Here is a 22,567-nt window from a genome sequence, read left to right as displayed (position 1 = left end):
CCCTGTTGCTTGTTCGTTCCTCACGCCCGGGACGGGCAACAGCCTGGACCGGTATAAGGAGTAGAGAAAAGCAATGAAGACGATCGACGAACTTCTCGCCGAGGGCGTCTCCGGCAAGCGGGTCTTCGTCCGCGCCGACCTCAACGTGCCGCTCGCGGGCGACACCATCACCGACGACGGCCGCATCCGCGCCGTGCAGCCGACCATCGCGAAGCTCGCCGAGGCCGGCGCCCGCGTGATCGTGGCCTCGCACCTGGGCCGCCCCAAGGGCGCCCCGGACCCGGCCTTCTCGCTGGCACCCGCCGCCAAGCGGCTCGGTGAACTGCTCGGCCAAGACGTCGCCTTCGCGACCGACACCGTCGGCTCCTCCGCCAAGGAGACCGTCGCGGCCCTCGCCGACGGCCAGGTCGCCGTCATCGAGAACCTGCGCTTCAACGCCGGTGAGACCTCGAAGGACGACGCCGAGCGCGGCGCCTTCGCGGACCAGCTGGCCGAGCTGGCCGACGTCTACGTGGGCGACGGCTTCGGCGCCGTGCACCGCAAGCACGCCTCGGTCTTCGACCTCCCCGCGCGCCTCCCGCACGCGGCCGGCTACCTCATCGCCACCGAGGTCGGCGTCCTCAAGAAGCTCACCGCCGACGTCAAGCGCCCGTACGTGGTCGTCCTCGGCGGCGCCAAGGTCTCCGACAAGCTGGCCGTCATCGACCAGCTGCTCGGCAAGGCCGACCGCATCCTCATCGGCGGCGGCATGGCTTACACCTTCCTGAAGGCCAAGGGCCACGAGATCGGCATCTCCCTCCTGCAGGAGGACCAGATCCCGGTGGTCCTGGAGTACATGGAGCGCGCCGAGAAGCTGGGCGTCGAGCTGGTCCTCCCGGTGGACATCCTGGCCTCCGCGGACTTCCCCGACCTCAAGGGCAAGACCCCGGCCGAGTTCATCACCGTCGACGCGGACAAGATCCCCGCCGACAAGGAGGGTCTGGACATCGGCCCCAAGACCCGTGAGCTGTACGCCTCGAAGATCTCCGACGCCGAGACCGTCTTCTGGAACGGCCCGGTCGGTGTCTTCGAGCACCCCGACTACGCGAACGGCACCAAGGCCATCGCGCAGGCGCTCGTCGACAGCAGCGCCTTCACCGTCGTCGGCGGTGGAGACAGTGCCGCCGCCGTCCGCATCCTGGGCTTCGACGAGAATGCCTTCGGCCACATCTCGACCGGTGGCGGCGCCAGCCTCGAATACCTCGAAGGCAAGACGCTCCCCGGCCTCGCCGCCCTGGAGGGCTGAACCCTTATGACCACTGTGAACGGCCGTACCCCGCTGATGGCGGGCAACTGGAAGATGAACCTCAACCACCTCGAGGCCATCGCGCACGTCCAGAAGCTCTCCTTCGCCCTGGCCGACAAGGACTACGACGCCGTCGAGGTCGCGGTCCTGCCGCCCTTCGTCGACCTGCGCTCGGTCCAGACCCTGGTCGACGGCGACAAGCTGAAGATCAAGTACGGCGCCCAGGACCTCTCGGCGCAGGACTCCGGCGCCTACACCGGCGAGATCTCCGGCGCCATGCTGGCCAAGCTGGGCTGCTCGTACGTGGCCGTCGGCCACAGCGAGCGCCGCCAGTACCACGGCGAGAGCGACGAGCTCTGCAACGCCAAGGTGAAGGCCGCCTACAAGCACGGGGTCACCCCGATCCTGTGCGTCGGCGAGGGCCTCGACGTCCGCAAGGCCGGCGAGCAGGTCCCCTACACGCTGGCGCAGGTCGACGGCGGGCTCAAGGACCTTCCGGCCGACCAGGCCGAGTCCATCGTGATCGCGTACGAGCCCGTCTGGGCCATCGGGACCGGCGAGGTCGCCACCCCCGAGGACGCGCAGGAGGTCTGCGGGGCGATCCGCGGCCGCCTCGCCGAGCTCTACTCGCAGGAGCTGGCCGACAAGGTCCGCATCCAGTACGGCGGCTCGGTCAAGTCCGGCAACATCGCCGCGATCATGGCCCAGCCCGACGTCGACGGCGCCCTGATCGGCGGCGCGGCGCTGGACGTGGACGACTTCGTCAAGATCGTCCGCTTCCGCGACCAGTGAGTATGCGGTAGGGCGGATCCGTCGTACCCTTGCGGGGGCCAGGGGCTGGACCACCAGCCACTGGCCCCCGCGCACATCCCAGCAGAGCCGGAAAGCCAGAAAGTAGGAATCAGCCGTGATTATGGGGTTCTCGATCGCCCTGATCGTGTTCAGCGCCCTGCTGATGCTGCTCGTGCTGATGCACAAGGGCAAGGGCGGCGGCCTCTCCGACATGTTCGGCGGCGGTATGCAGTCGTCCGTCGGAGGTTCCTCGGTCGCGGAGCGCAACCTGGACCGGATCACCGTCGTGATCGGTCTGCTCTGGTTCGCGTGCATCGTCGCGCTCGGCCTGCTGATGAAGTCGGGAAGCTGACGGTTCTGGCCATTCCGGCCGTCCGCCAGGCTCGCCCCTGCCTATCATGGGGACCGGCGCACGTACCCCGGAGCGAGTAACTCCGCTCCATGGACGTGCGTTGGGCCTTACGTAGACTGGGGCGCCCGCAGCGGAAATTCCACTCACGCTCCGCGGCACCATCACGCAGGGAGTTACGACCGTGGCAAGTGGCAACGCGATCCGTGGTAGCCGGGTCGGAGCGGGGCCGATGGGTGAGGCCGAGCGCGGCGAGTCCGCGCCCCGCCTGCGCATCTCCTTCTGGTGCTCTAACGGGCACGAGACGCAGCCGAGCTTCGCCAGCGACGCGCAGGTGCCCGACACCTGGGACTGCCCGCGCTGCGGGTTCCCGGCCGGCCAGGACAGGGACAACCCGCCCGCGCCGCCGCGCACCGAGCCGTACAAGACGCACCTGGCGTACGTACGGGAGCGGCGCACCGACGCCGACGGCGAGGCGATCCTCGCCGAGGCGCTCGCCAAACTCCGCGGTGAGATCTGAACATCCGAATGAGCGTGTGAGCGAGGCCCGGCCCGCAGGAATCCTCCTGCGGGCCGGGCCTCTTTGTGTCCGTTGCCCCCCTTCTGATCCCTTAGGTTGGTGACCGGCGGGGCACGACAGGATGGAAGGGCTGATGTCCGAGATGAACGCAGAAAGCCGTGCGAGGCTCAACCGGACCCCCGAGTGGCAGGCACTCGGAAAGCACCGGGACGAGCTGGGGCAGACGCATCTGCGGGACCTGTTCGAGACGGATCCGGGCCGGGGCACCGGCTACACCCTGCGGGTCGGCGACCTGCACATCGACTACTCCAAGCACCTCGTGACCGACGAGACGCTGGCACTGCTGCGCGAACTGGCCGCGGCGACGGGCGTGGCCGAGCTGCGCGAGGCCATGTTCCGCGGGGAGAAGATCAACACGACCGAGGACCGGGCGGTCCTGCACACCGCGCTGCGCGCGCCGCGCGACGCGGTCGTCGAGGTGGACGGCGAGGACGTCGTCCCGGGGGTCCACGCGGTCCTCGACAAAATGGCGGCCTTCTCCCGCCAGGTCAGGTCGGGGGAGTGGACCGGCTTCACCGGCAAGCGCATCAGGAACGTCGTCAACATCGGCATCGGCGGCTCCGACCTGGGTCCGGCGATGGCGTACGAGGCGCTGCGCGCCTTCACCGACCGGGACCTGACGCTGCGTTTCGTCTCCAACGTGGACGGCGCGGACCTGCACGAGGCGGTACGGGGGATGGACCCGGCCGAGACGCTGTTCATCATCGCCTCGAAGACCTTTACGACGATCGAGACCATCACCAACGCCACCTCCGCCCGGGAGTGGCTGCTGGCGGGTCTGGGCGGTGACCGGGCGGCCGTGGCACGGCACTTCGTGGCGCTGTCCACCAACGCCGAGAAGGTCACCGAGTTCGGGATCGATCCGGCCAACATGTTCGGGTTCTGGGACTGGGTCGGAGGCCGCTACTCCTTCGACTCCGCGATCGGGCTCTCGCTGATGATCGCGATCGGCCCGGACTCCTTCCGGGAGATGCTGGACGGCTTCGCGCAGATGGACCGGCACTTCCGCACGGCGCCGCCGGAGGAGAACGCGCCACTGCTGATGGGCCTGTTGGGCATCTGGTACGGGGCGTTCTTCGACGCGCAGTCGCACGCGGTCCTCCCGTACAGCCACTACCTCTCCCGCTTCACGGCGTACTTGCAGCAGCTGGACATGGAGTCCAACGGCAAGTCCGTGGACCGGCAGGGCAACCGGGTCGACTGGCAGACCGGGCCGGTCGTCTGGGGCACGCCGGGCACCAACGGGCAGCACGCGTACTACCAGTTGATCCACCAGGGCACGAAGGTGATCCCGGCCGACTTCATCGGCTTCGCGCGGCCGGTCGGCGAGTTGCCGCCCGCCCTGGAGGCCCAGCACGACCTGCTGATGGCGAACTTCTTCGCGCAGACGCAGGCGCTGGCCTTCGGCAAGACGGCCGAGGAGGTGCGGGCGGAGGGCGTGGCCGAGGCGCTGGTCCCGCACAAGACCTTCCAGGGCAACCACCCGACGACCACGATCCTGGCCGCCGAGCTGACGCCCTCGGTCCTGGGCCAGCTGATCGCCCTCTACGAGCACAAGGTGTTCGTGCAAGGGGCAGTGTGGAACATCGACTCGTTCGACCAGTGGGGCGTGGAGCTCGGCAAGGTCCTCGCCAAGCGGGTCGAGCCGGCGCTGAAGGGCTCGCGGGTGGAGGGCCTGGACCCGTCCACGCAGGCGCTGGTCGCCGCGTACCGGTCGCTGCGCGGCCGGGACTGACCCGAACCCCCGCGGGGTCCGGAAGCATTGCTTCCGGACCCCGCGGGGGCATTCGTCAGGAAGCGGCCGGGGGGTACAGGCCGACCGGGAGCTTCGCGGCGGCCGCGCGGTCCAGGAGCCACAGGGTGCGCGAGCGCCCGTAGGCCTCCGCCGCCGGGGCCTGGACGCTGCCCGCGCCGCCCAGGGCGATCGCCACCGCGCCGGCCTTGTCCTCACCGGCCGCCAGCAGCCAGACCTCGCGGGCCGCCCGGATCGCCGGGAGGGTCAGCGAGACCCGGGTGGGCGGCGGCTTCGGCGCGCCGTGTACGCCGACCACCGTGCGCTCCGTCTCGCGTGCGGCCGGGTGCTCGGGGAACAGGGACGCCACGTGCGTGTCCGGGCCGACGCCCAGCATCAGGACGTCGAAGCGGGGGACCGGGCCGTGGTCCTCCGGGCCGGCGGCCTTGGCGAGCTCCGCCGCGTACGCCGCGGCGGCCGCGTCCACGTCCGCCCCGTACGGGCCGTCCGAGGCCGGCATCACGTGGACGCGGGCCGGGTCGACCGGGACGGAGTCCAGGAGCGCCTCGCGGGCCTGGACGTGGTTGCGCTCGGGGTCGTCGGCGGGGACGTAGCGCTCGTCGCCCCACCAGAGGTCGAGGCGCGCCCAGTCGACCGCGTCCCGGGCGGGAGCGGTGGCGAGGGCCGTGAGCAGGCCGTTGCCGTTGCGGCCGCCGGTCAGGACGACCGAGGCGCTGCCGCGGGCCGCCTGTGCGTCGACGATCTTCGTGATGAGCCGGGCCGCCGCGGCTTGCGCCATCAGCTCCTTGTCCCGGTGGACGACGACCTGGGGAGTCGTCATACCCATGTGCTGCCGCCTTTTTGGTTGTGCGGTGGGTGGGGGTGCCGCTGCGCGGTGCCTGGTCCCCTACCCGCCCCTTCCCGAAACCGGGGGCTCTGCCCCGGACCCCCGGTCCTCAAGCGCCGGACGGGCCGGCAAGTGCCGCTGCGCGGCAACATCCAGCTCGCCGGCGTTTGAGGCGCGGGGGTCCGGGGCGGAGCCCCGGTTCGGGAAGGGTCGGGCCGCGGGCTACTTGGTCGAGGCCTTCTTCGCCGGCTTCGGGGCCGGCTTCGCGGGGGCGGCGACGGCCTTGGGGCCGGTCGCGGTCTCCGGGGAGTCCGCGGCCGCCGCCTTGGCCGCAGCGGCAGGAGCGGCCTCCGGAGCCGTCTCCGCCGAGGCCTCCAGCCGGGCCACGCCGAACTTCAGCGAGGCCTCGTAGGTGTTGTCCGGGTCGAGCCGGCGCAGCTCCTCCGCCAGCAGCTCGGCCGTGTCGCGGCGCTTGAGCGCCACCGCGCGGTCGGGCTGCCCCGGCATGCACAGCGTGGCCAGCGCCCCGTCCGGGCGGTCCAGGACGATCTCCCCGTCCTTGGTGCGCAGCCGCACCGAGGTCAGGCCGGGTCCGGCGGAGAGCGTCCGCCGGACCGGGACCTGGAGGCGGTCCGCCAGCCACATGGCCAGCAGCTCGCAGCTCGGGTTCTCGTCCTCGCCCTCGACGACCGCCGAGGTGACGGTCGTGACGGTCTGCTGGTCCAGTGCGGCGGCCAGCATCGAGCGCCAGGGCGTGATCCGGGTCCAGGCCAGGTCCGTGTCACCGGGCGCGTACCCCGCCGCACGCGCGGAGAGGGACCCGATCGGGTCCTCGCACGCGTACGTGTCGGTGATCCGGCGCTGCCCCAGCGTGCCCAGCGGGTCGCCCGCCAGGTCCGACGGAGCACCGTCCGGCCACCAGACGACCACGGGGGCGTCCGGCAGCAGGAGCGGGAGAACCACGGACTGGGCGTGATCGACCAGTTCACCGTGGAGGCGGAGCACCACCGTCTCGCCGCTGCCGGCGTCCGCCCCGACGCGGACTTCCGCGTCGAGACGGGCGTCCCGGCGGCTGCGCACGGAACGGCCCGCCCGCTTGACGACGACGACGATCCGCGAGGGGTGTTCGTGGGACGCGTCGTTCGCCGACTTGAGGGCGTCGTACGCGTTCTCCTCGTCGGTCACGATCACCAGCGTGAGGACCATGCCGATGGCCGGCGTGCCGATGTCCCGGCGCGCCTGCACCAACGCGGCGTTGATCTTGCTGGAGGTGGTCTCCGTGAGGTCGATCTTCATGGCCGACGCCAGCTCCGTCCGTCTCGTGCGAGCATCTCGTCCGCCTCGACCGGCCCCCAGGTGCCCGCCGGGTACTGCGCGGGCTTGCCGTGCTTGTCCCAGTACTCCTCGATCGGGTCGAGGATGTTCCAGGACAGCTCGACTTCCTGGTGACGCGGGAAGAGGTTCGCGTCGCCGAGGAGGACGTCGAGGATGAGCCGCTCGTAGGCCTCGGGGCTGGACTCCGTGAAGGACTCGCCGTACGCGAAGTCCATCGTGACGTCCCGCACCTCCATCGAGGTGCCCGGCACCTTGGAGCCGAACCGCACCGTCACGCCCTCGTCCGGCTGGACCCGGATGACCAGGGCGTTCTGCCCCAGCTCCTCGGTCGCGCCCGACTCGAACGGGAGGTACGGGGCCCGCTTGAAGACCACCGCGATCTCGGTCACCCGGCGGCCCAGGCGCTTGCCGGTCCGCAGGTAGAACGGGACGCCCGCCCAGCGGCGGTTGTTGATCTCCAGCCGGATGGCCGCGTAGGTGTCGGTCTTCGACTTGGGGTCGATGCCGTCCTCTTCGAGGTACCCGACGACCTTCTCGCCGCCCTGCCACGCCGCCGCGTACTGGCCGCGCACGGTGTGCTTGCCCAGGTCCTCGGGGATCTCGACGGCGCTGAGCACCTTGAGCTTCTCCGCCACCAGCGCCTTGGGGTGGAAGGAGCCGGGCTCCTCCATCGCCGTCAGCGCGAGCAGCTGGAGCAGGTGGTTCTGGATGACGTCGCGGGCCGCGCCGATGCCGTCGTAGTAACCGGCCCGGCCGCCGATGCCGATGTCCTCGGCCATGGTGATCTGCACGTGGTCGACGTACGACCGGTTCCAGATCGGCTCGAACATCGTGTTGGCGAAGCGGAGCGCCAGGATGTTCTGGACGGTCTCCTTGCCGAGGTAGTGGTCGATCCGGAAGACCTCGTCACGCGGGAAGACCTCGTGGACGACCTTGTTGAGTTCCTCGGCGCTCTTCAGGTCGTGGCCGAAGGGCTTCTCGATGACGGCGCGCCGCCAGGAGCCTTCCTTCTGCGCCAGACCGTGGTCCTTGAGCTGCTGGACCACCTTGGGGAACCACTTCGGCGGGACGGACAGGTAGAAGGCGAAGTTGCCGCCCGTGCCCTGCGCCTTGTCGAGCTCGTCGATCGTCGCCTTCAGGTTCTCGAAGGCCGCGTCGTCGTCGAAGTCGCCCTGGACGAAGCGGCAGCCCTGCACCAGCTGCTGCCAGACCTCCTCGCGGAAGGGCGTACGGGCGTGCTGCTTGACGGCCTCGTACACCTCCTTGGCGAAGTCTTCGTTCTCCCACTCCCGGCGGGCGTAGCCGATCAGCGAAAAGCCCGGCGGGAGCAGCCCGCGGTTGGCGAGGTCGTAGACGGCAGGCATCAGCTTCTTGCGCGACAGGTCACCCGTAACGCCGAAAATGACCAGGCCGGACGGCCCCGCGATACGCGGGAGCCGCCGGTCCTGTGCGTCACGAAGCGGGTTCGCTCCGTTTACAGACAAGGTGTTCAGGCCTCCGTGGGGGCAAGGCGCGCGAGCTCCGCCTCGGTCGACTTCAGCAGGTCGTTCCAGGACGCCTCGAACTTCTCGACGCCCTCGTCCTCGAGCAGCTGCACCACATCGTCGTACGAGATGCCCAGCTTCGCGACCGCGTCGAGCTCGGCGCGCGCCTGCTCGTAGCCGCCGCGGACGGTGTCGCCGGCGACCTCGCCGTGGTCGGCGGTGGCCTCCAGGGTGGCCTCCGGCATGGTGTTCACCGTGTTCGGGGCGACCAGGTCCACCACGTACAGGGTGTCCTTGTACGCCGGGTCCTTGACGCCGGTCGAGGCCCACAGCGCACGCTGCTTGTTGGCGCCGACCCGCTCCAGGGCGTTCCACCGGTCCGAGGAGAAGACCTCTTCGTACGCCTCGTAGGCCAGACGGGCGTTGGCGAGCGCCGCCTTGCCCTTCAGGGCCTTCGCCTCGTCGGTGCCGACGGCGTCCAGGCGCTTGTCGATCTCCGAGTCCACGCGGGACACGAAGAAGGAGGCGACCGAGTGGATCAGGGAGAGGTCCAGGCCCGCGGCCTTGGCCTTCTCCAGACCCGCCAGGTACGCGTCCATGACCGCGCGGTAGCGCTCCAGCGAGAAGATCAGCGTGACGTTGACGCTGATGCCCTTGCCGATGACCTCGGTGATCGCCGGCAGGCCGGCCTTGGTCGCCGGGATCTTGATCAGCGTGTTCGGGCGGTCCACCAGCCAGGCGAGCTGCTTGGCCTCGGCGATGGTCGCCGTGGTGTCGTGGGCCAGACGGGGGTCGACCTCGATCGACACGCGGCCGTCCTGGCCGTCGGTGCGGTCGTAGACCGGGCGCAGGATGTCGGCGGCGTCGCGGACGTCCGCCGTCGTGATCATGCGGATGGCCTCGTCGACGGTGACCTTGCGGGCGGCGAGGTCGGCGAGCTGCGGGCCGTAGCCGTCGCCGCTGCTGATCGCCTTCTGGAAGATCGACGGGTTGGTGGTGACACCGACCACGTGCGACTGGTCGATGAGCTCGGCGAGGTTGCCGGACGTGATGCGCTTGCGGGACAGGTCGTCCAGCCAGATCGCCACGCCCTCGTCGGAGAGGCGCTTGAGTGCGTCTGTCATGGGGTTACATCTCCTACTTTGGTTCTGTACCGGCGTCAGCGCGCGGCGGCGGCGAGCGATTCCTTGGCGGCCGCGGTCACGGCCTCGGGGGTGAAGCCGAACTCGCGGAACAGCACCTTGGCGTCGGCCGAGGCACCGAAGTGCTCCAGCGAGACGATCCGGCCGGCGTCGCCCACGTAGCGGTGCCAGGTCAGGCCGATGCCGGCCTCGACCGCGACGCGCGCCTTGACGGCCGGCGGCAGGACGCTGTCCTTGTACGCCTGGTCCTGCTCCTCGAACCACTCGACGGACGGCATCGAGACGACGCGCGCCGGGATGCCCTCGGCCTGCAGCGCCTCGCGCGCGGCGACGGCGAGCTGGACCTCGGAGCCGGTGCCGATCAGGACGATCTGGGCGTCAGCGGTCTCGCCCTGGGGGCCCGTGGCCTCGAACAGCACGTAACCGCCCTTGGCGGCGTCCTCGTTGCGCTCGTACGTCGGCACGCCCTGGCGGGTCAGCGCCAGACCGTGCGGGGCGCCCTTGCCGAACACCTTGGTGTGGCGCTTGAGGATCTCGCGCCAGGCGACGGCCGTCTCGTTCGCGTCGGCCGGGCGGACCACGTTCAGGCCCGGGATGGCGCGCAGCGAGGCGACGTGCTCGACCGGCTGGTGGGTCGGGCCGTCCTCGCCGAGGCCGATGGAGTCGTGCGTCCACACGTAGGTGACCGGCACGTGCATCAGCGCGGAGAGGCGGACGGCGTTGCGCATGTAGTCGGAGAACACCAGGAAGGTGCCGCCGTAGATGCGGGTGTGGCCGTGCAGCGCGATGCCGTTCATGGCGGCGGCCATGGCGTGCTCGCGGATGCCGAAGTGGATGGTGCGGCCGTACGGGTCGGCCTCCGGCAGCGGGTTGCCCTTCGGCAGGAACGAGGAGTTCTTGTCGATGGTCGTGTTGTTGGAGCCGGCGAGGTCGGCCGAGCCGCCCCACAGCTCCGGGATGACGGCGCCGAGCGCCTCCAGCACCTTGCCGGACGCGGCGCGGGTGGCGAGACCCTTGCCGGCCTCGAAGACGGGGAGCTTGTCCTCCCAGCCCGCGGGCAGCTCGTTGGCGTTGATGCGGTCGAACTCGGCGGCGCGCTCCGGGTTGGCGGTGCGCCAGGCGGAGAACTCCTTCTCCCAGGCGCCCTTGGCCTCGCGGCCGCGGTCCAGCGCCTTGCGGGTGTGCCCGATGACCTCGTCGGAGACCTCGAAGGCCTTCTCCGGGTCGAAGCCGAGGACGCGCTTGGTGGCGGCGACCTCGTCGTCACCGAGGGCCGAGCCGTGCGCGGCCTCGGTGTTCTGGGCGTGCGGGGCCGGCCAGGCGATGATCGAGCGCATCGCGATGAAGGACGGGCGCTCCGTCTCGGCCTTGGCGGCCTGGAGGGCGGCGAACAGCGCCTTCGGGTCGAGGTCGCCGTTCGGCTGCTGCTCGACGCGCTGGACGTGCCAGCCGTACGCCTCGTAGCGCTTCATGGTGTCCTCGGAGACGGCCGTCTCCGTGTCACCCTCGATGGAGATGTGGTTGTCGTCCCACAGCAGCACCAGGTTGCCGAGCTTCTGGTGGCCGGCCAGCGAGGACGCCTCGGCGGAGATGCCCTCCTGGAGGCAGCCGTCGCCCGCGATCGCGTAGATCATGTGGTCGAACGGGGAGGCGCCCGGGGCGGCCTCCGGGTCGAAGAGACCGCGCTCGTAGCGGGCGGCCATGGCCATGCCCACCGCGTTGGCGACACCCTGGCCCAGCGGGCCGGTGGTGGTCTCGACGCCGGCCGTGTGGCCGTACTCCGGGTGACCGGGGGTCTTGGAGCCCCAGGTGCGGAACGCCTTCAGGTCGTCGAGCTCCAGGCCGAAACCGGCCAGGTAGAGCTGCGTGTACAGCGTGAGGGACGAGTGCCCCGCGGAGAGCACGAAGCGGTCACGGCCGACCCATTCGGGGTCGGACGGGTCGTGCCGCATCACCTTCTGGAAAAGGGTGTAGGCGGCGGGGGCCAGGCTCATCGCCGTACCGGGGTGGCCGTTTCCGACCTTCTGGACCGCGTCCGCGGCCAGGACGCGGGCCGTGTCGACGGCCCGCTGGTCCAGTTCGGTCCACTCGAGCTCTGTGGTCGTCGGCTTGGTGCTCACCGTGAGTCAGGGCTCCTCTCCACATGTCGTTTCCCGGTGACGAACGGTGCACCGGCGCGATTCCGAGCCTACCCCCGCAAAGGTGTGCGGCCATTCGAGATCGACACGTGCTTCATCAGGTCGGAGCCCAGTGCTCATACGGGCTCCGGCCCTCTCACCTGACACCCCGCACGTGCGGTGTCCGATCGGCCCAACACGAGCCGACCCCCGCGCGGGGCGACGTAAGCGCAACGTCTAGAGTGGCGTGGTACGCGCAAGCCTTTACCGGGCCTTCATGTTTGAGGGGGTCCGAGTCGGAGCTTGCTGGATTCTCTCTCAGGGGTGTGCGTGACGGCCGTCGAATCCCGTCCAGCGGGGGTGCTCGGGACGAGCCCCGTCCACCGGCCGTTCGGGGCCCGGGTCATGGCTTTCGTGGCTTTGACCAAGCCGCGGATCATCGAACTTCTGCTGATCACCACAGTGCCGGTGATGTTCCTCGCCGAGCAGGGCGTGCCCTCGCTGTGGCTGGTTCTCGCGACCTGCTTCGGCGGCTACCTGTCCGCGGGCGGCGCCAACGCGCTGAACATGTACATCGACCGCGACATCGACGCGCTGATGGACCGGACCGCACAGCGGCCGCTGGTGACCGGCATGGTCAGCCCGCGCGAGTGCCTGGTCTTCGGCATCACCCTCGGCGTGGTCTCCACCCTGTTCTTCGGCCTGCTCATCAACTGGCTGTCGGCCGCCCTGTCGCTCGGCGCGCTCCTCTTCTACGTCGTGGTCTACACGATGCTCCTGAAGCGGCGCACCACCCAGAACATCGTCTGGGGCGGCATCGCGGGCTGCATGCCGGTGCTCATCGGCTGGTCGTCGGTGAAGAACGAGGTCTCCTGGGCCGCCGTCATCCTCTTCCTCGTCATCTTCTTCTGGACGCCGCCGCACTACTGGCCGCTGTCGATGAAGGTGAAGGACGACTACGCGCGCGTCGGCGTGCCGATGCTGCCCGTCGTGGCCGGCAACAAGGCCGTGGCGCGTCAGATCGTCGTCTACAGCTGGGTGATGGTGGCGGTCTCGCTGCTGCTGACCCCGCTGGGGTACACGGGCTGGTTCTACACGGCGGTCGCGCTCGTGTCGGGCGGCTGGTGGCTGTGGGAGGCGCACGCGCTGAACGCGCGGGCCAAGGCCGGCGTGACGGGCGGGAAGCTCAAGGAGATGCGGCTGTTCCACTGGTCGATCACCTATGTGTCGCTTCTCTTCGTCGCCGTGGCCGTGGATCCCTTCCTCCGCTGATTACTCGCCGGTAGCATGCCGTACATGGCAGACACCACGGCAGAGACCGCAGACACCGAGGGCACCGCAGGCGCCGCGGCCAAGAAGCAGGAGCGCAAGGCCGCGAAGCTGGCCAAGCAGATCGGCGCGTTCGGCAAGGAGCACGGCGGCGTCGAGGGCCACCTCGCGCACATCGGCCAGGCCGGCACCCGGATCGTGCTCGTCGGTACGGACGGCGCCTGGGGCGACCTGGTGGCCCCGCAGTACGCGACCGCCGTGCTGGCCGCCGAGAAGGCCGGGCTGACCCTCCATGATGAGTTCGACGGCGAGTTCGCCGCGAAGGTGAGGACGGGCCCGTACGAGTGGAACCGCATGGCGGGCATCCAGCTCGGCGGGACCCAGGACAAGGCCGCCTGATCCGGCCGCACCGCGTGGTTCGTGCTGCTCGGTCAACAGCGCGAGCAACACCTCACACCCCGCTCACCCGTTAGGACGTGTGGAAGCCCCTTCCTCACGTCCGCAACGGGATGCCCGGATGATCGAAACGCCGCCCCTGGTGGACCAGTACTGCCACGGAGTGCTCCGTACGGAGCTGGGACTCGCCACCTTCGAGGCCCAGCTGATCCCCTCGGTGGGCCCGCCCGCCGCCGGGACCACCTTCTTCGACACCCAGACCGGCTTCGCCGTGCGCCGCTGGTGCCCGCCGCTGCTGGGGCTGGAGCCGCACTGCGCGCCGGCCCGCTATCTGGCCCGGCGGCGCGAGCTCGGCGTGGTCGAGACCGGGCGCCGACTGCTGCGCGGCTCCGGGATCGCCGCCTACCTGGTCGACACCGGGGAGCCCGGGGACCTCACCGGCCCCAAGGAGCTGGCCCGCGCCGGGGACGCCGAGGCGCACGAACTCGTACGGCTGGAGTTACTGGCCGAGCAGGTGGCCGACACCTCCGGGACGGTGGCGGCGTTCCTCACCAACCTCGCCGGGGCCGTCCACCACGCCGCCACCGGCGCGGTCGCCTTCACCTGCGGTCCCGACGCGGGATACGCCGCCGCCCTCGCCCTCGCGCCCGAACCGCCCGGCCCCGGCGAGGTGCGGGGCGCCGCCGGGAGGTGGCTGGCCGGGCGGACCAAGGGCGGGGCGGTACGGGATCCCGTCCTGCTGCGGCACCTGCTGTGGAGCGCGGTGGCCTCCGGGCTGCCGCTCCAGCTGCACACGGGCGCGGGGGAGGCGGGGCTCGGGGCGCGGCCGGAGCGCGGCGATCCGGAGCGGCTGACGGAGTTCGTGCGGGCGACCGCGGGCCTGGGGACGCGGCTGGTGCTGCTCGGCGGATCCCCCCACCACCGCCAGGCGGCGCGGCTCGCGGCCGCCTTCCCGCACGTGCACGCCGATCTCGGCCTGGCCCTCGCGCACACCGGGGCGCGGGCGGCGGCGGTGCTGGCCGAGCTGCTGGAGCTCGCGCCGTTCGGGAAGCTGCTGTTCTCCAGCGGCGGCCGGCGGCTGCCGGAGCTGCACGCGGTCGGCGCCCTGGTGTTCAAGGAGGCGCTGGGCCGGGTGCTGGGCGGCTGGGTCGCCGACGGGTCGTGGTCCTGGCGGGACGCGGACCGGGTGGCGGCGATGCTCGCGGCCGGCAACGCCCGCCGGGTCTACCGGCTGGACGAACGCGGCTGAGCGGGGTCCACCCGGCCCGCCCCTTCTCAGGTCAGACCGTCGAGAGTCGGGCGTCCTCGGGCGCCGGGGCCGGGGCCGCCGCGTCCGCCGTGCGCTCGCGCAGGCTCAGCGCCACGCGGACCACGGCGATCCACACCAGGCAGGAGCCGAGCATGTGGGTGGCGACCAGGGCCTCGGGCACGTGGGTGAAGTACTGGACGTAGCCGACGGCGCCCTGGGCGAGCAGGACGACCAGCAGGTCGCGGGCGCGTGCCCGGGTGTCGGCCGGGGCGTCCACCACGCGCAGCACCAGCCACATGGCCACGGCGAGCGCGCACACCACCCAGGCGGAGATCGCGTGGACGTGGGCGGTGGCCGACCAGTCGAACGGCATCCGCTTGATCTCGCTGCTGTCGCCGGCGTGCGGACCGGAACCGGTGACCACCGTGCCCGCCGCGATCAGCAGCAGGGTCGTCGCGATCAGGCCCCACGACAGCTTGCGCACGGGGCCGGGCACGCGCGGCCGGGGAGCGGTGTCACCCTCGCGGGTGCGCTGCCAGGTGACGGTGGTGACGGTGATCAGCGCGGTGGCGAGCAGGAAGTGCCCGGCCACGCTGTACGGGTTGAGCCCCGTCAGGACGGTGATGCCGCCGAGGACCGCGTTGCCCATCACGATGAAGAACTGGAGCCAGCCGAGCTTCGTCAGCGAACGGCGCAGGGGCTTGGCCGAGCGGGCCGCGATGATGCACCAGCCGACGGCCGCGCTGAGCACGTACGTCAGCATGCGGTTGGTGAACTCGACCGCCCCGTGGAAGCCCTGCTCCTGGGTCACGATCAGGCTGTCGGAGGTGCACTTGGGCCAGGTGTCGCAGCCGAGACCGGATCCGGTCAGCCGCACCGCGCCGCCGGTGACGACGATGGCCACGCTCATCAGGAGCGCGGCGAACGCGGCCCGCTGGACGATCCGGGGTGACGGGGTCCAGCGGCTGGCGATGTATGCGAGGGGGTTCAACACGGCGCCTATCGTAATCGGCGCCTTGTGCAAAGTTTCACGAGGGGGTCGGCGCGGGAGAGTCGGGGCCGATGACACGCCGGTACGCGGCGCCCGCGGGATCGCCCTCCTCCTGCCACCAGATCCGGATCCGCCAATGGCCGCCCGCGCCGGGGCAGTCCGGGGAGGCCGTGAACCCCTTCAGCAGTTCGCCCGCTACGTCCTCTGCTGACCCATTTCGCACTTCTGCTGCGCTATGCCAGGGATGTTCCAATGTGTTCCACAGTCCGTCAGGCCCCCGCACGTCGATCCGCCACACCGCGAGCCAGGACGTGACCTCCAGCATCGTGGCCACCTGGTCGGCGCCCAGGTGCAGCCGCGCGGCGATCTCGGGCTCCGGGACCCCGCGGATCCGGGCGGCCACCACGGCCTGTGGGAGCAGCCGTTCGGGCAGCAGCCCCTCGGAGCGCAGCCTGACCAGCGAGTCGAAGTCGAGGAAGCGCAGCCGCAGTTCCAGCTGGCGGCCGATGTGGTCGAGAGCGTCCTCCGCCTCCAGGGACTCCTCGGAGCCGGGGTGCGCGAACAACAGCCTGCGGAAATCGGCCTCCGCGTCCACCGCCCAGGCCACCGCGTCGGCGGCGAGGCCCAGCTCCGCCAGCCGGTCCCCGAGGAAGACCTTGGCCTGCGCGAGGCCCCGCCGGTTGACCGGGTCGTGCTGGTCCAGGGACTGCCACAGGGCTACCGCCGCGCGGGTCACGTCCCGGGCCCGCTCACCGGCCGCCCGCTCCATGGCGTCCGGCCCCTCCTCGGCGGCCGGGCCCAGCGGATGGCGCGGCAGCCGGTCCGCGTCGCTGAGCGGCCAGGCCAGCCAGACGCCCTGGTTGATCAGGCCTCGCGCGTACCAGCGGGCGAACTCCGGGGAGTACGGGGCCGCGCGCTCGGAGCTGCGCAGCGCCTCCTCGATCGTGGCGAGGGCGGCGACGCGGTCCCCGGCGGCGAAGCGCAGCGCGGCCTGGTCGGCGAGGCGCAGCCCCAGCCGCGCCGCGCACTCGGGATCCCCGGGCAGCGCCCGCAGGGCGGTGATCAGCTCCGCGAGCAGCCGGTCGCGCTCACCGGGCTCGGCGTGCGCGGCCCCCGACCGGACGCGTGCCCAGTGTTCGTCCAGCCGTAGAACGGCTTCCCGCTGCGCCATGCCCGCCCCCCGGCTTCGTGGTCGTCCACCTCAGGGGTGGAGGCGTCCATAGTCGCGGGAAGGCGGACCCCAGCGGAAGGGATTCACTCCCAGCGGAAGAAGCGCGCGGCCGCGCCCAGCCCGAGGACGGCCCAGCCGGCCAGGACGGCGGCGTCGCCCCACGGCAGCGCGGCCCCTTGCTGGAGCACCTCGCGCAGCCCGTCGGACAGCGCCGTGATGGGCAGCAGCCCCAGTACGGACTGCACCGCCGCGGGGAACTTCTCCAGCGGCACGATCACCCCGCCGCCGACCAGCAGCAGCAGGAACACCAGGTTGGCGGCGGCCAGGGTGGCCTCGGCCTTGAGGGTGCCCGCCATCAGCAGCCCGAGCCCGGAGAAGGCGGCGGTGCCGAGCAGGATCAGCACGGCGACCGACAGCGGGTTCCCCTGCGGGGACCAGCCCAGCGCGAAGGCGATCACCGTCAGCAGCGCGATCTGCAGCACCTCGGTGACCAGCACCGACAGGGTCTTGGCGGACATCAGCGCCCAGCGCGGCAGCGGCGAGGCGCCGAGCCGCTTGAGCACCCCGTAGCGGCGGTCGAAGCCGGTGGCGATGGCCTGGCCGGTGAAGGCGGTGGACATCACGGCGAGGGCGAGGACGCCGGGCGCGAGGAAGTCCACGGACTTCTCCGATCCGGTGTCGACGATGTCGACGGCGGAGAACAGCACCAGCAGCAGCGCCGGGATGATCACGGTGAGCAGCAGCTGCTCCCCGTTGCGCAGCAGCATCCGGGTTTCCAGGGCCGTCTGCGCGAGGATCATGCGGGACACGGGCGCGGCCCCCGCGGCGGGGGTGAACGTACCGGCGCTCATGCGCGCAGCTCCTTACCGGTGAGTTCGAGGAAGACGTCTTCGAGGGTGTGCCGCTCCACGGCGAGGCTGTCCGGCATCACCCCGTGCTGCGCGCACCAGGAGGCGACGGTGGCCAGCAGCTGCGGGTGGACGTCGCCGGTGACCCGGTAGACGCCGGCGGTGAGCTCGGCGGCCTCGGTGCCGTCCGGGAGGGCCTTCAGCAGGGAGGCGAGGTCGAGGGAGGGGCGGCCGGTGAAGCGCAGGGTGTTCTCGGCGCCGCCCCGGCACAGCTGCTCGGGGGTGCCGTGGGCGATGACCCGGCCGGCGTCGATGATCGCGACCTCGTCGGCGAGCTGCTCGGCCTCGTCCATGTGGTGGGTGGTGAGGACGACGCAGACCCCGTCGGCGCGCAGCTCCCGCACCAGGTCCCAGGTGCCGCGGCGGGCCTGCGGGTCCAGGCCGGCGGTCGGCTCGTCCAGGAAGACCAGCTCGGGGCGGCCGACGACGGCCATGGCCAGGGCCAGCCGCTGCTGCTGCCCGCCGGAGAGCCTGCGGTAGGCGGTGCGGCCGCAGCTGCCGAGTCCGAGGCGTTCCACCAGGGTGTCCACGTCCAGCGGGTTGGCGTAGAGCTTGGCCATGTGGCGGAGCATCTCGACGGCGCGGGCGCCGGAGTAGACCCCTCCGGACTGGAGCATCACGCCGACGCGCGGGCGCAGGGCCTCGGCCTGGGCGACGGGGTCGAGGCCGAGGACGCGGACGGTGCCGGCGTCGGGGCGGTGGTAGCCCTCGCAGGTTTCCACGGTGGTGGTCTTGCCCGCGCCGTTGGGACCGAGGACCGCGGTGACCGAGGCGGTGCGGACGGTGAGGTCCAGTCCGTCCACCGCCGTCTTGGGGCCGTACCGCTTCACCAGTCCGCGGATCTCCACGGCGGGGTCGTTGCTCATGCGGGTGAGTCTACGGAGACCGGGAAGAGGGCCCGGATCCCGGGTGCCGAGACTCTTTTCAGTCGGCCGGTCCTGGACGAGTCGGTCGATTTCCGTGACCTTTTGCGAAACTTGATGTTCATGCCGCCCAAGCCCGCGACGGGCGGGGGATTGCTGGTGGGAGGCATTTCGCGGTTCATTCAAGGCCCGGGGCGAGTGCGGAATGCTGGCCCCCGCTTAACTCTGCGTCGATAAATTAGGTAACCCTTAGTGATGGATGACACCAGGAGTGGCGTCGGTCACGGCTTGTCGGGGCTCGACTAATTACGCAACAATGGCGTTGTGAAATACGGCGAACGGATGATCGAGACCCCCCAGGGGGAACTCGCTACCGGGGAGCGGTCAACCCGCAACCGGGTGGCGCGCTCCATCCTGGACCACGGTCCCTCCACCGTCGCCGACCTCGCCGCGCGTCTCGGCCTCACCCAGGCCGCCGTCCGCCGCCACCTCGACACGCTCGTCGCCGACACCGTGGTCGAGCCCCGTGAGCAGCGCGTCTACGGCACGCGTACCCGGGGCCGGCCCGCCAAGGTCTTCGCGCTCACCGACTGCGGCCGCGACGCGTTCGACCAGTCCTACGACTCGCTCGCCGCGGACGCGCTGCGCTGGATCGCGCAGGCCGCCGGCGGCGGGGAACAGGGGGAGGCGGCCGTGGCCGCCTTCGCCAGGGCGCGGATGGACGCACAGGCCGAGACCTACCGGGAAAGCATCGCCGCAGCTGCCCCCGCGGACCGCACCGAGGCCCTTGCCAAGGCGTTGACCGCGGACGGGTACGCTGCTACGGCGAAGAGCGCTCCCGGTCCGCACAGCGGAGAACAGCTCTGCCAGCACCACTGCCCGGTCGCACATGTCGCCGAGCAGTTCCCGCAGCTCTGCGAGGCGGAGACCGAGGTCTTCTCCCGCCTGCTCGGGACGCACGTGCAGCGTCTCGCCACCATCGCCCACGGCGACGGAGTGTGCACGACGTTCATTCCGCGAGGCGCGGGCGCCACACAGACCGACACATCAGCATCTGCAAGTACGGCCGGGAGGAACCCCGCATGACCACGGAGACTGCTCACCCTGAGCTCGATGGCCTGGGCACCTACGAATACGGCTGGGCCGACTCCGACGCGGCCGGTGCCGCTGCGAAGCGCGGCCTGTCCGAGGACGTCGTCCGGGACATCTCGGCGAAGAAGAACGAGCCCGAGTGGATGCTGAAGCTCCGCCTCAAGGGCCTGAAGCTCTTCGATAAGAAGCCCATGCCGACCTGGGGCTCCGACCTCTCCGGCATCGACTTCGACAACATCAAGTACTTCGTGCGCTCCACCGAGAAGCAGGCCGCTTCGTGGGAGGACCTGCCGGAGGACATCAAGAACACGTACGACAAGCTCGGCATCCCCGAGGCGGAGAAGCAGCGCCTCGTCGCCGGTGTCGCGGCCCAGTACGAGTCCGAGGTCGTCTACCACCAGATCCGCGAGGACCTGGAGGAGCAGGGCGTCATCTTCCTCGACACGGACACCGCGCTCAAGGAGCACCCGGAGCTCTTCCAGGAGTACTTCGGCACGGTCATCCCGGTCGGCGACAACAAGTTCGCGTCGCTGAACACCGCCGTGTGGTCGGGCGGCTCGTTCATCTACGTGCCCAAGGGCGTCAAGGTCGACATCCCGCTCCAGGCCTACTTCCGTATCAACACGGAGAACATGGGCCAGTTCGAGCGGACGCTGATCATCGTCGACGAGGACGCGTACGTCCACTACGTCGAGGGCTGCACCGCCCCGATCTACTCCTCGGACTCGCTGCACAGCGCCGTGGTCGAGATCATCGTGAAGAAGGGCGGCCGCTGCCGCTACACGACGATCCAGAACTGGTCGAACAACGTCTACAACCTGGTCACCAAGCGCGCCGTGGCGTACGAGGGCGCGACCATGGAGTGGGTCGACGGCAACATCGGTTCCAAGGTCACCATGAAGTACCCGGCCGTCTACCTGATGGGCGAGCACGCCAAGGGCGAGACCCTGTCCATCGCCTTCGCGGGCGAGGGCCAGCACCAGGACGCCGGCTCCAAGATGGTCCACATGGCGCCGAACACCTCCTCGAACATCGTCTCCAAGTCGGTGGCGCGAGGCGGCGGCCGCACCTCGTACCGAGGCCTGGTCGAGATCGGCGAGGGCGCGCACGGCTCCAAGTCCAACGTGCTGTGTGACGCGCTCCTGGTCGACACGATCTCCCGCTCGGACACGTACCCCTACGTGGACGTCCGCGAGGACGACGTGTCCATGGGCCACGAGGCGACCGTCTCCAAGGTCTCCGACGACCAGCTCTTCTACCTGATGAGCCGCGGCATGACCGAGTTCGAGGCCATGGCCATGATCGTGCGCGGGTTCGTCGAGCCCATCGCGCGCGAGCTGCCCATGGAGTACGCGCTGGAGCTGAACCGGCTGATCGAGCTGCAGATGGAGGGCTCGGTCGGTTAGTCCCCGACCGCCCAGGATCCGTAGCAATTCTTTGACGCAGGAAGAGAGCAACACGACAGCCATGGCTGAGGCTCAGAACATTCCGGTGGGTTCGACCACCGCCGGCGCGATCGCGGTGGCCGCCGAGTCCACCGTCGCCACCCGGATGAGCGCGCCCCCGTCCTTCGACGTGGCGGACTTCCCCGTGCCGCACGGCCGCGAGGAGGAGTGGCGGTTCACCCCGCTCGCCCGTCTGCGTGGCCTCCACGACGGCACCGCGGTCGCGAACGGCAGCATGAAGGCCCAGATCGACGCGCCCGAGGGCGTCACGGTCGAGTCGGTGGAGCGCGACGACGCCCGCATCGGCAAGGCCGGCACCCCGGTGGACCGGATCGCCGCCCAGGCGTTCTCGTCCTTCGCCAAGGCCACGGTCGTCACCGTGCCCAAGGAGACGGTCCTGACCGAGCCGGTGCGCGTCTCGCTGCACGGCGAGGGCGGCACCACCTTCGGCCACACCGTCTTCGACGTGCAGGCCTTCGCCGAGGCCGTCATCGTCATCGACCACACCGGTGACGGCGTCCGCGCCGCCAACGTCGACTTCCTGGTCGGCGACGGAGCCAAGCTCACCGTCGTGTCCGTGCAGGACTGGGACGACACCGCCGTCCACTGCTCCCAGCACAACACCCTGGTCGGACGCGACGCGTCCTTCAAGTCGATCGTCGTCACCTTCGGCGGCGACGTCGTCCGCCTGCACCCGCGGATCAGCTACGCGGGCCCCGGCGGCGAGGCCGAGCTGTTCGGCCTGTACTTCACGGACGCCGGCCAGCACCAGGAGCACCGCCTCCTGGTCAAGCACGACGCCCCGCACTGCAAGTCGAACGTGGTCTACAAGGGCGCGCTCCAGGGCCAGGAGGCCCACGCCGTCTGGATCGGTGACGTGCTCATCGAGAAGAGCGCCGAGGGCACCGACACCTACGAGATGAACCGCAACCTCGTCCTCACGGACGGCGCGCGGGTCGACTCGGTGCCGAACCTCGAGATCGAGACCGGCGAGATCGTCGGCGCCGGCCACGCCTCGGCGACCGGCCGCTTCGACGACGAGCAGCTCTTCTACCTCCAGGCTCGCGGCATCCCGGCCGACGAGGCCCGCCGTCTCGTCGTGCGCGGCTTCTTCGCCGAGCTGGTCCAGCAGATCGGTGTCGCGGACATCGAGGAGCGCCTGCTCGCGAAGATCGAGACCGAGCTCCAGGCGTCGGTCTGATGAATTACGTCAAGGTCTGTGCGCTGAGCGAGCTTGAGGCGGACACCCCCAAGCGGGTGGAAATCGACGGCACGCCGGTGTCCATCGTCTCCACCGAGGGGGAGGTGTTCGCGATCAACGACATCTGCTCGCACGCGAACGTCTCGCTCTCGGAGGGTGAGGTCGAGGACTGCATGATCGAGTGCTGGTTGCACGGGTCGGCCTTCGACCTGCGCACCGGCAAGCCTTCCGGTCTGCCCGCGACGCGCCCCGTCCCCGTATACCCCGTAAAGATCGAAGGGGACGACGTGCTCGTCTCCCTCACCCAGGAGTCCTGAGG

Annotated in this window: 21 protein-coding genes; 12 read left to right on the top strand and 9 right to left on the bottom strand. The window is 70.6% G+C overall.

What is annotated here, in order from left to right; genetic code table 11:
• Positions 1–73: 73 nt before the first annotated feature.
• The 5 genes from pgk (at position 74) to pgi (ending at position 4,741) form a co-directional block, all read left to right on the top strand.
• Entirely contained in the window at positions 74–1,285 is a 1,212-nt protein-coding gene (gene pgk, locus OG982_RS05970) for a phosphoglycerate kinase (RefSeq protein ID WP_266789064.1), read from the top strand.
• Positions 1,286–1,291: 6 nt separating this feature from the next.
• Positions 1,292–2,077, top strand: coding sequence for a triose-phosphate isomerase (gene tpiA / locus OG982_RS05965; RefSeq protein WP_266789066.1), 786 nt, complete (start codon positions 1,292–1,294; stop codon positions 2,075–2,077).
• Positions 2,078–2,198: 121 nt separating this feature from the next.
• Positions 2,199–2,429: a preprotein translocase subunit SecG gene (secG, locus tag OG982_RS05960; RefSeq protein WP_123077529.1), complete on the top strand. Its 231-nt coding sequence runs from the start codon at positions 2,199–2,201 to the stop codon at positions 2,427–2,429.
• A gap of 181 nt (positions 2,430–2,610) precedes the next feature.
• Complete coding sequence (locus tag OG982_RS05955) at positions 2,611–2,946, top strand: RNA polymerase-binding protein RbpA (protein WP_007263454.1); 336 nt, start codon at positions 2,611–2,613, stop codon at positions 2,944–2,946.
• Positions 2,947–3,088: 142 nt separating this feature from the next.
• Complete coding sequence (pgi, locus tag OG982_RS05950; protein ID WP_266792174.1) at positions 3,089–4,741, top strand: glucose-6-phosphate isomerase; 1,653 nt, start codon at positions 3,089–3,091, stop codon at positions 4,739–4,741.
• Between the two features lie 55 nt (positions 4,742–4,796).
• On the opposite strand, the gene pgl is transcribed toward pgi, so the two are convergent.
• The 5 genes from pgl to tkt form a co-directional block, all read right to left on the bottom strand.
• Entirely contained in the window at positions 4,797–5,579 is a 783-nt protein-coding gene (pgl, locus tag OG982_RS05945; protein ID WP_266948034.1) for a 6-phosphogluconolactonase, read from the bottom strand.
• A gap of 228 nt (positions 5,580–5,807) precedes the next feature.
• Positions 5,808–6,881, bottom strand: a complete 1,074-nt coding sequence (gene opcA, locus OG982_RS05940) for a glucose-6-phosphate dehydrogenase assembly protein OpcA (RefSeq protein ID WP_266789070.1) — start codon at positions 6,879–6,881, stop codon at positions 5,808–5,810.
• The gene (gene zwf, locus OG982_RS05935) at positions 6,878–8,404 is read right to left on the bottom strand and encodes a glucose-6-phosphate dehydrogenase (protein ID WP_266789072.1); all 1,527 of its coding nucleotides are present in this window, start codon (positions 8,402–8,404) and stop codon (positions 6,878–6,880) included. Before zwf ends, opcA begins: the two co-directional genes overlap by 4 nt.
• Positions 8,405–8,409: 5 nt before the next feature.
• Positions 8,410–9,528, bottom strand: a complete 1,119-nt coding sequence (tal, locus tag OG982_RS05930; protein WP_266789074.1) for a transaldolase — start codon at positions 9,526–9,528, stop codon at positions 8,410–8,412.
• 35 nt (positions 9,529–9,563) lie between these two features.
• The gene (tkt, locus tag OG982_RS05925) at positions 9,564–11,666 is read right to left on the bottom strand and encodes a transketolase (protein WP_266789076.1); all 2,103 of its coding nucleotides are present in this window, start codon (positions 11,664–11,666) and stop codon (positions 9,564–9,566) included.
• Positions 11,667–11,993: 327 nt separating this feature from the next.
• On the opposite strand from tkt, the gene OG982_RS05920 reads away from it, so the two are divergent.
• From OG982_RS05920 to OG982_RS05910, 3 genes are all read left to right on the top strand, one after another.
• Positions 11,994–12,935 (top strand): heme o synthase, encoded by a 942-nt coding sequence (locus OG982_RS05920; protein WP_266789078.1) that lies wholly within the window; start codon positions 11,994–11,996, stop codon positions 12,933–12,935.
• Between the two features lie 24 nt (positions 12,936–12,959).
• Complete coding sequence (locus OG982_RS05915) at positions 12,960–13,331, top strand: hypothetical protein (protein WP_266789079.1); 372 nt, start codon at positions 12,960–12,962, stop codon at positions 13,329–13,331.
• Between the two features lie 118 nt (positions 13,332–13,449).
• A complete protein-coding gene (locus OG982_RS05910; protein WP_266948033.1) occupies positions 13,450–14,577 on the top strand; it encodes an amidohydrolase family protein in 1,128 nt (375 codons plus the stop codon).
• A gap of 31 nt (positions 14,578–14,608) precedes the next feature.
• Here the strand turns inward: OG982_RS05910 and OG982_RS05905 are convergent, their stop codons facing one another.
• The 4 genes from OG982_RS05905 to OG982_RS05890 all read right to left on the bottom strand — a co-directional run bounded on the left by OG982_RS05905 (position 14,609) and on the right by OG982_RS05890 (position 18,513).
• Positions 14,609–15,601, bottom strand: coding sequence for a heme A synthase (locus tag OG982_RS05905; protein WP_266948032.1), 993 nt, complete (start codon positions 15,599–15,601; stop codon positions 14,609–14,611).
• Positions 15,602–15,605: 4 nt separating this feature from the next.
• Positions 15,606–16,739: a hypothetical protein gene (locus OG982_RS05900; protein WP_266948030.1), complete on the bottom strand. Its 1,134-nt coding sequence runs from the start codon at positions 16,737–16,739 to the stop codon at positions 15,606–15,608.
• Between the two features lie 83 nt (positions 16,740–16,822).
• Positions 16,823–17,590, bottom strand: coding sequence for an ABC transporter permease (locus tag OG982_RS05895; protein WP_266948028.1), 768 nt, complete (start codon positions 17,588–17,590; stop codon positions 16,823–16,825).
• Positions 17,587–18,513, bottom strand: coding sequence for an ABC transporter ATP-binding protein (locus OG982_RS05890; RefSeq protein WP_266789089.1), 927 nt, complete (start codon positions 18,511–18,513; stop codon positions 17,587–17,589). Before OG982_RS05890 ends, OG982_RS05895 begins: the two co-directional genes overlap by 4 nt.
• A gap of 339 nt (positions 18,514–18,852) precedes the next feature.
• On the opposite strand from OG982_RS05890, the gene OG982_RS05885 reads away from it, so the two are divergent.
• The 4 genes from OG982_RS05885 to OG982_RS05870 all read left to right on the top strand — a co-directional run bounded on the left by OG982_RS05885 (position 18,853) and on the right by OG982_RS05870 (position 22,565).
• Complete coding sequence (locus tag OG982_RS05885; RefSeq protein ID WP_266789091.1) at positions 18,853–19,596, top strand: metalloregulator ArsR/SmtB family transcription factor; 744 nt, start codon at positions 18,853–18,855, stop codon at positions 19,594–19,596.
• Positions 19,593–21,008: a Fe-S cluster assembly protein SufB gene (gene sufB, locus OG982_RS05880; protein WP_008741052.1), complete on the top strand. Its 1,416-nt coding sequence runs from the start codon at positions 19,593–19,595 to the stop codon at positions 21,006–21,008. The genes OG982_RS05885 and sufB overlap by 4 nt, the downstream gene beginning before the upstream one ends.
• Before the next feature lie 61 nt (positions 21,009–21,069).
• Complete coding sequence (sufD, locus tag OG982_RS05875; RefSeq protein ID WP_266789094.1) at positions 21,070–22,248, top strand: Fe-S cluster assembly protein SufD; 1,179 nt, start codon at positions 21,070–21,072, stop codon at positions 22,246–22,248.
• Entirely contained in the window at positions 22,248–22,565 is a 318-nt protein-coding gene (locus OG982_RS05870; RefSeq protein ID WP_266789096.1) for a bifunctional 3-phenylpropionate/cinnamic acid dioxygenase ferredoxin subunit, read from the top strand. Before sufD ends, OG982_RS05870 begins: the two co-directional genes overlap by 1 nt.
• Positions 22,566–22,567 lie beyond the last annotated feature (2 nt).

It is taken from the genome of Streptomyces sp. NBC_01551, assembly GCF_026339935.1.
Classification (GTDB): domain Bacteria; phylum Actinomycetota; class Actinomycetes; order Streptomycetales; family Streptomycetaceae; genus Streptomyces.
This window is presented reverse-complemented; position numbering and strand designations above follow the sequence as displayed.

Excerpts from the sequence above, each read along its gene's own strand:
- OG982_RS05895 (WP_266948028.1), bottom strand. The coding sequence starts at position 17,590 with ATGAGCGCCGGTACGTTCACCCCCGCCGCGGGGGCCGCGCCCGTGTCC.
- pgi (WP_266792174.1), top strand. The coding sequence starts at position 3,089 with ATGAACGCAGAAAGCCGTGCGAGGCTCAACCGGACCCCCGAGTGGCAG.
- OG982_RS05885 (WP_266789091.1), top strand. The coding sequence starts at position 18,853 with ATGATCGAGACCCCCCAGGGGGAACTCGCTACCGGGGAGCGGTCAACC.
- OG982_RS05900 (WP_266948030.1), bottom strand. The coding sequence starts at position 16,739 with ATGGCGCAGCGGGAAGCCGTTCTACGGCTGGACGAACACTGGGCACGC.
- tpiA (WP_266789066.1), top strand. The coding sequence starts at position 1,292 with ATGACCACTGTGAACGGCCGTACCCCGCTGATGGCGGGCAACTGGAAG.
- tal (WP_266789074.1), bottom strand. The coding sequence starts at position 9,528 with ATGACAGACGCACTCAAGCGCCTCTCCGACGAGGGCGTGGCGATCTGG.
- OG982_RS05870 (WP_266789096.1), top strand. The coding sequence starts at position 22,248 with ATGAATTACGTCAAGGTCTGTGCGCTGAGCGAGCTTGAGGCGGACACC.
- secG (WP_123077529.1), top strand. The coding sequence starts at position 2,199 with ATGGGGTTCTCGATCGCCCTGATCGTGTTCAGCGCCCTGCTGATGCTG.
- OG982_RS05890 (WP_266789089.1), bottom strand. The coding sequence starts at position 18,513 with ATGAGCAACGACCCCGCCGTGGAGATCCGCGGACTGGTGAAGCGGTAC.
- sufB (WP_008741052.1), top strand. The coding sequence starts at position 19,593 with ATGACCACGGAGACTGCTCACCCTGAGCTCGATGGCCTGGGCACCTAC.
- OG982_RS05915 (WP_266789079.1), top strand. The coding sequence starts at position 12,960 with ATGGCAGACACCACGGCAGAGACCGCAGACACCGAGGGCACCGCAGGC.
- sufD (WP_266789094.1), top strand. The coding sequence starts at position 21,070 with ATGGCTGAGGCTCAGAACATTCCGGTGGGTTCGACCACCGCCGGCGCG.
- pgl (WP_266948034.1), bottom strand. The coding sequence starts at position 5,579 with ATGACGACTCCCCAGGTCGTCGTCCACCGGGACAAGGAGCTGATGGCG.
- OG982_RS05910 (WP_266948033.1), top strand. The coding sequence starts at position 13,450 with ATGATCGAAACGCCGCCCCTGGTGGACCAGTACTGCCACGGAGTGCTC.
- opcA (WP_266789070.1), bottom strand. The coding sequence starts at position 6,881 with ATGAAGATCGACCTCACGGAGACCACCTCCAGCAAGATCAACGCCGCG.
- pgk (WP_266789064.1), top strand. The coding sequence starts at position 74 with ATGAAGACGATCGACGAACTTCTCGCCGAGGGCGTCTCCGGCAAGCGG.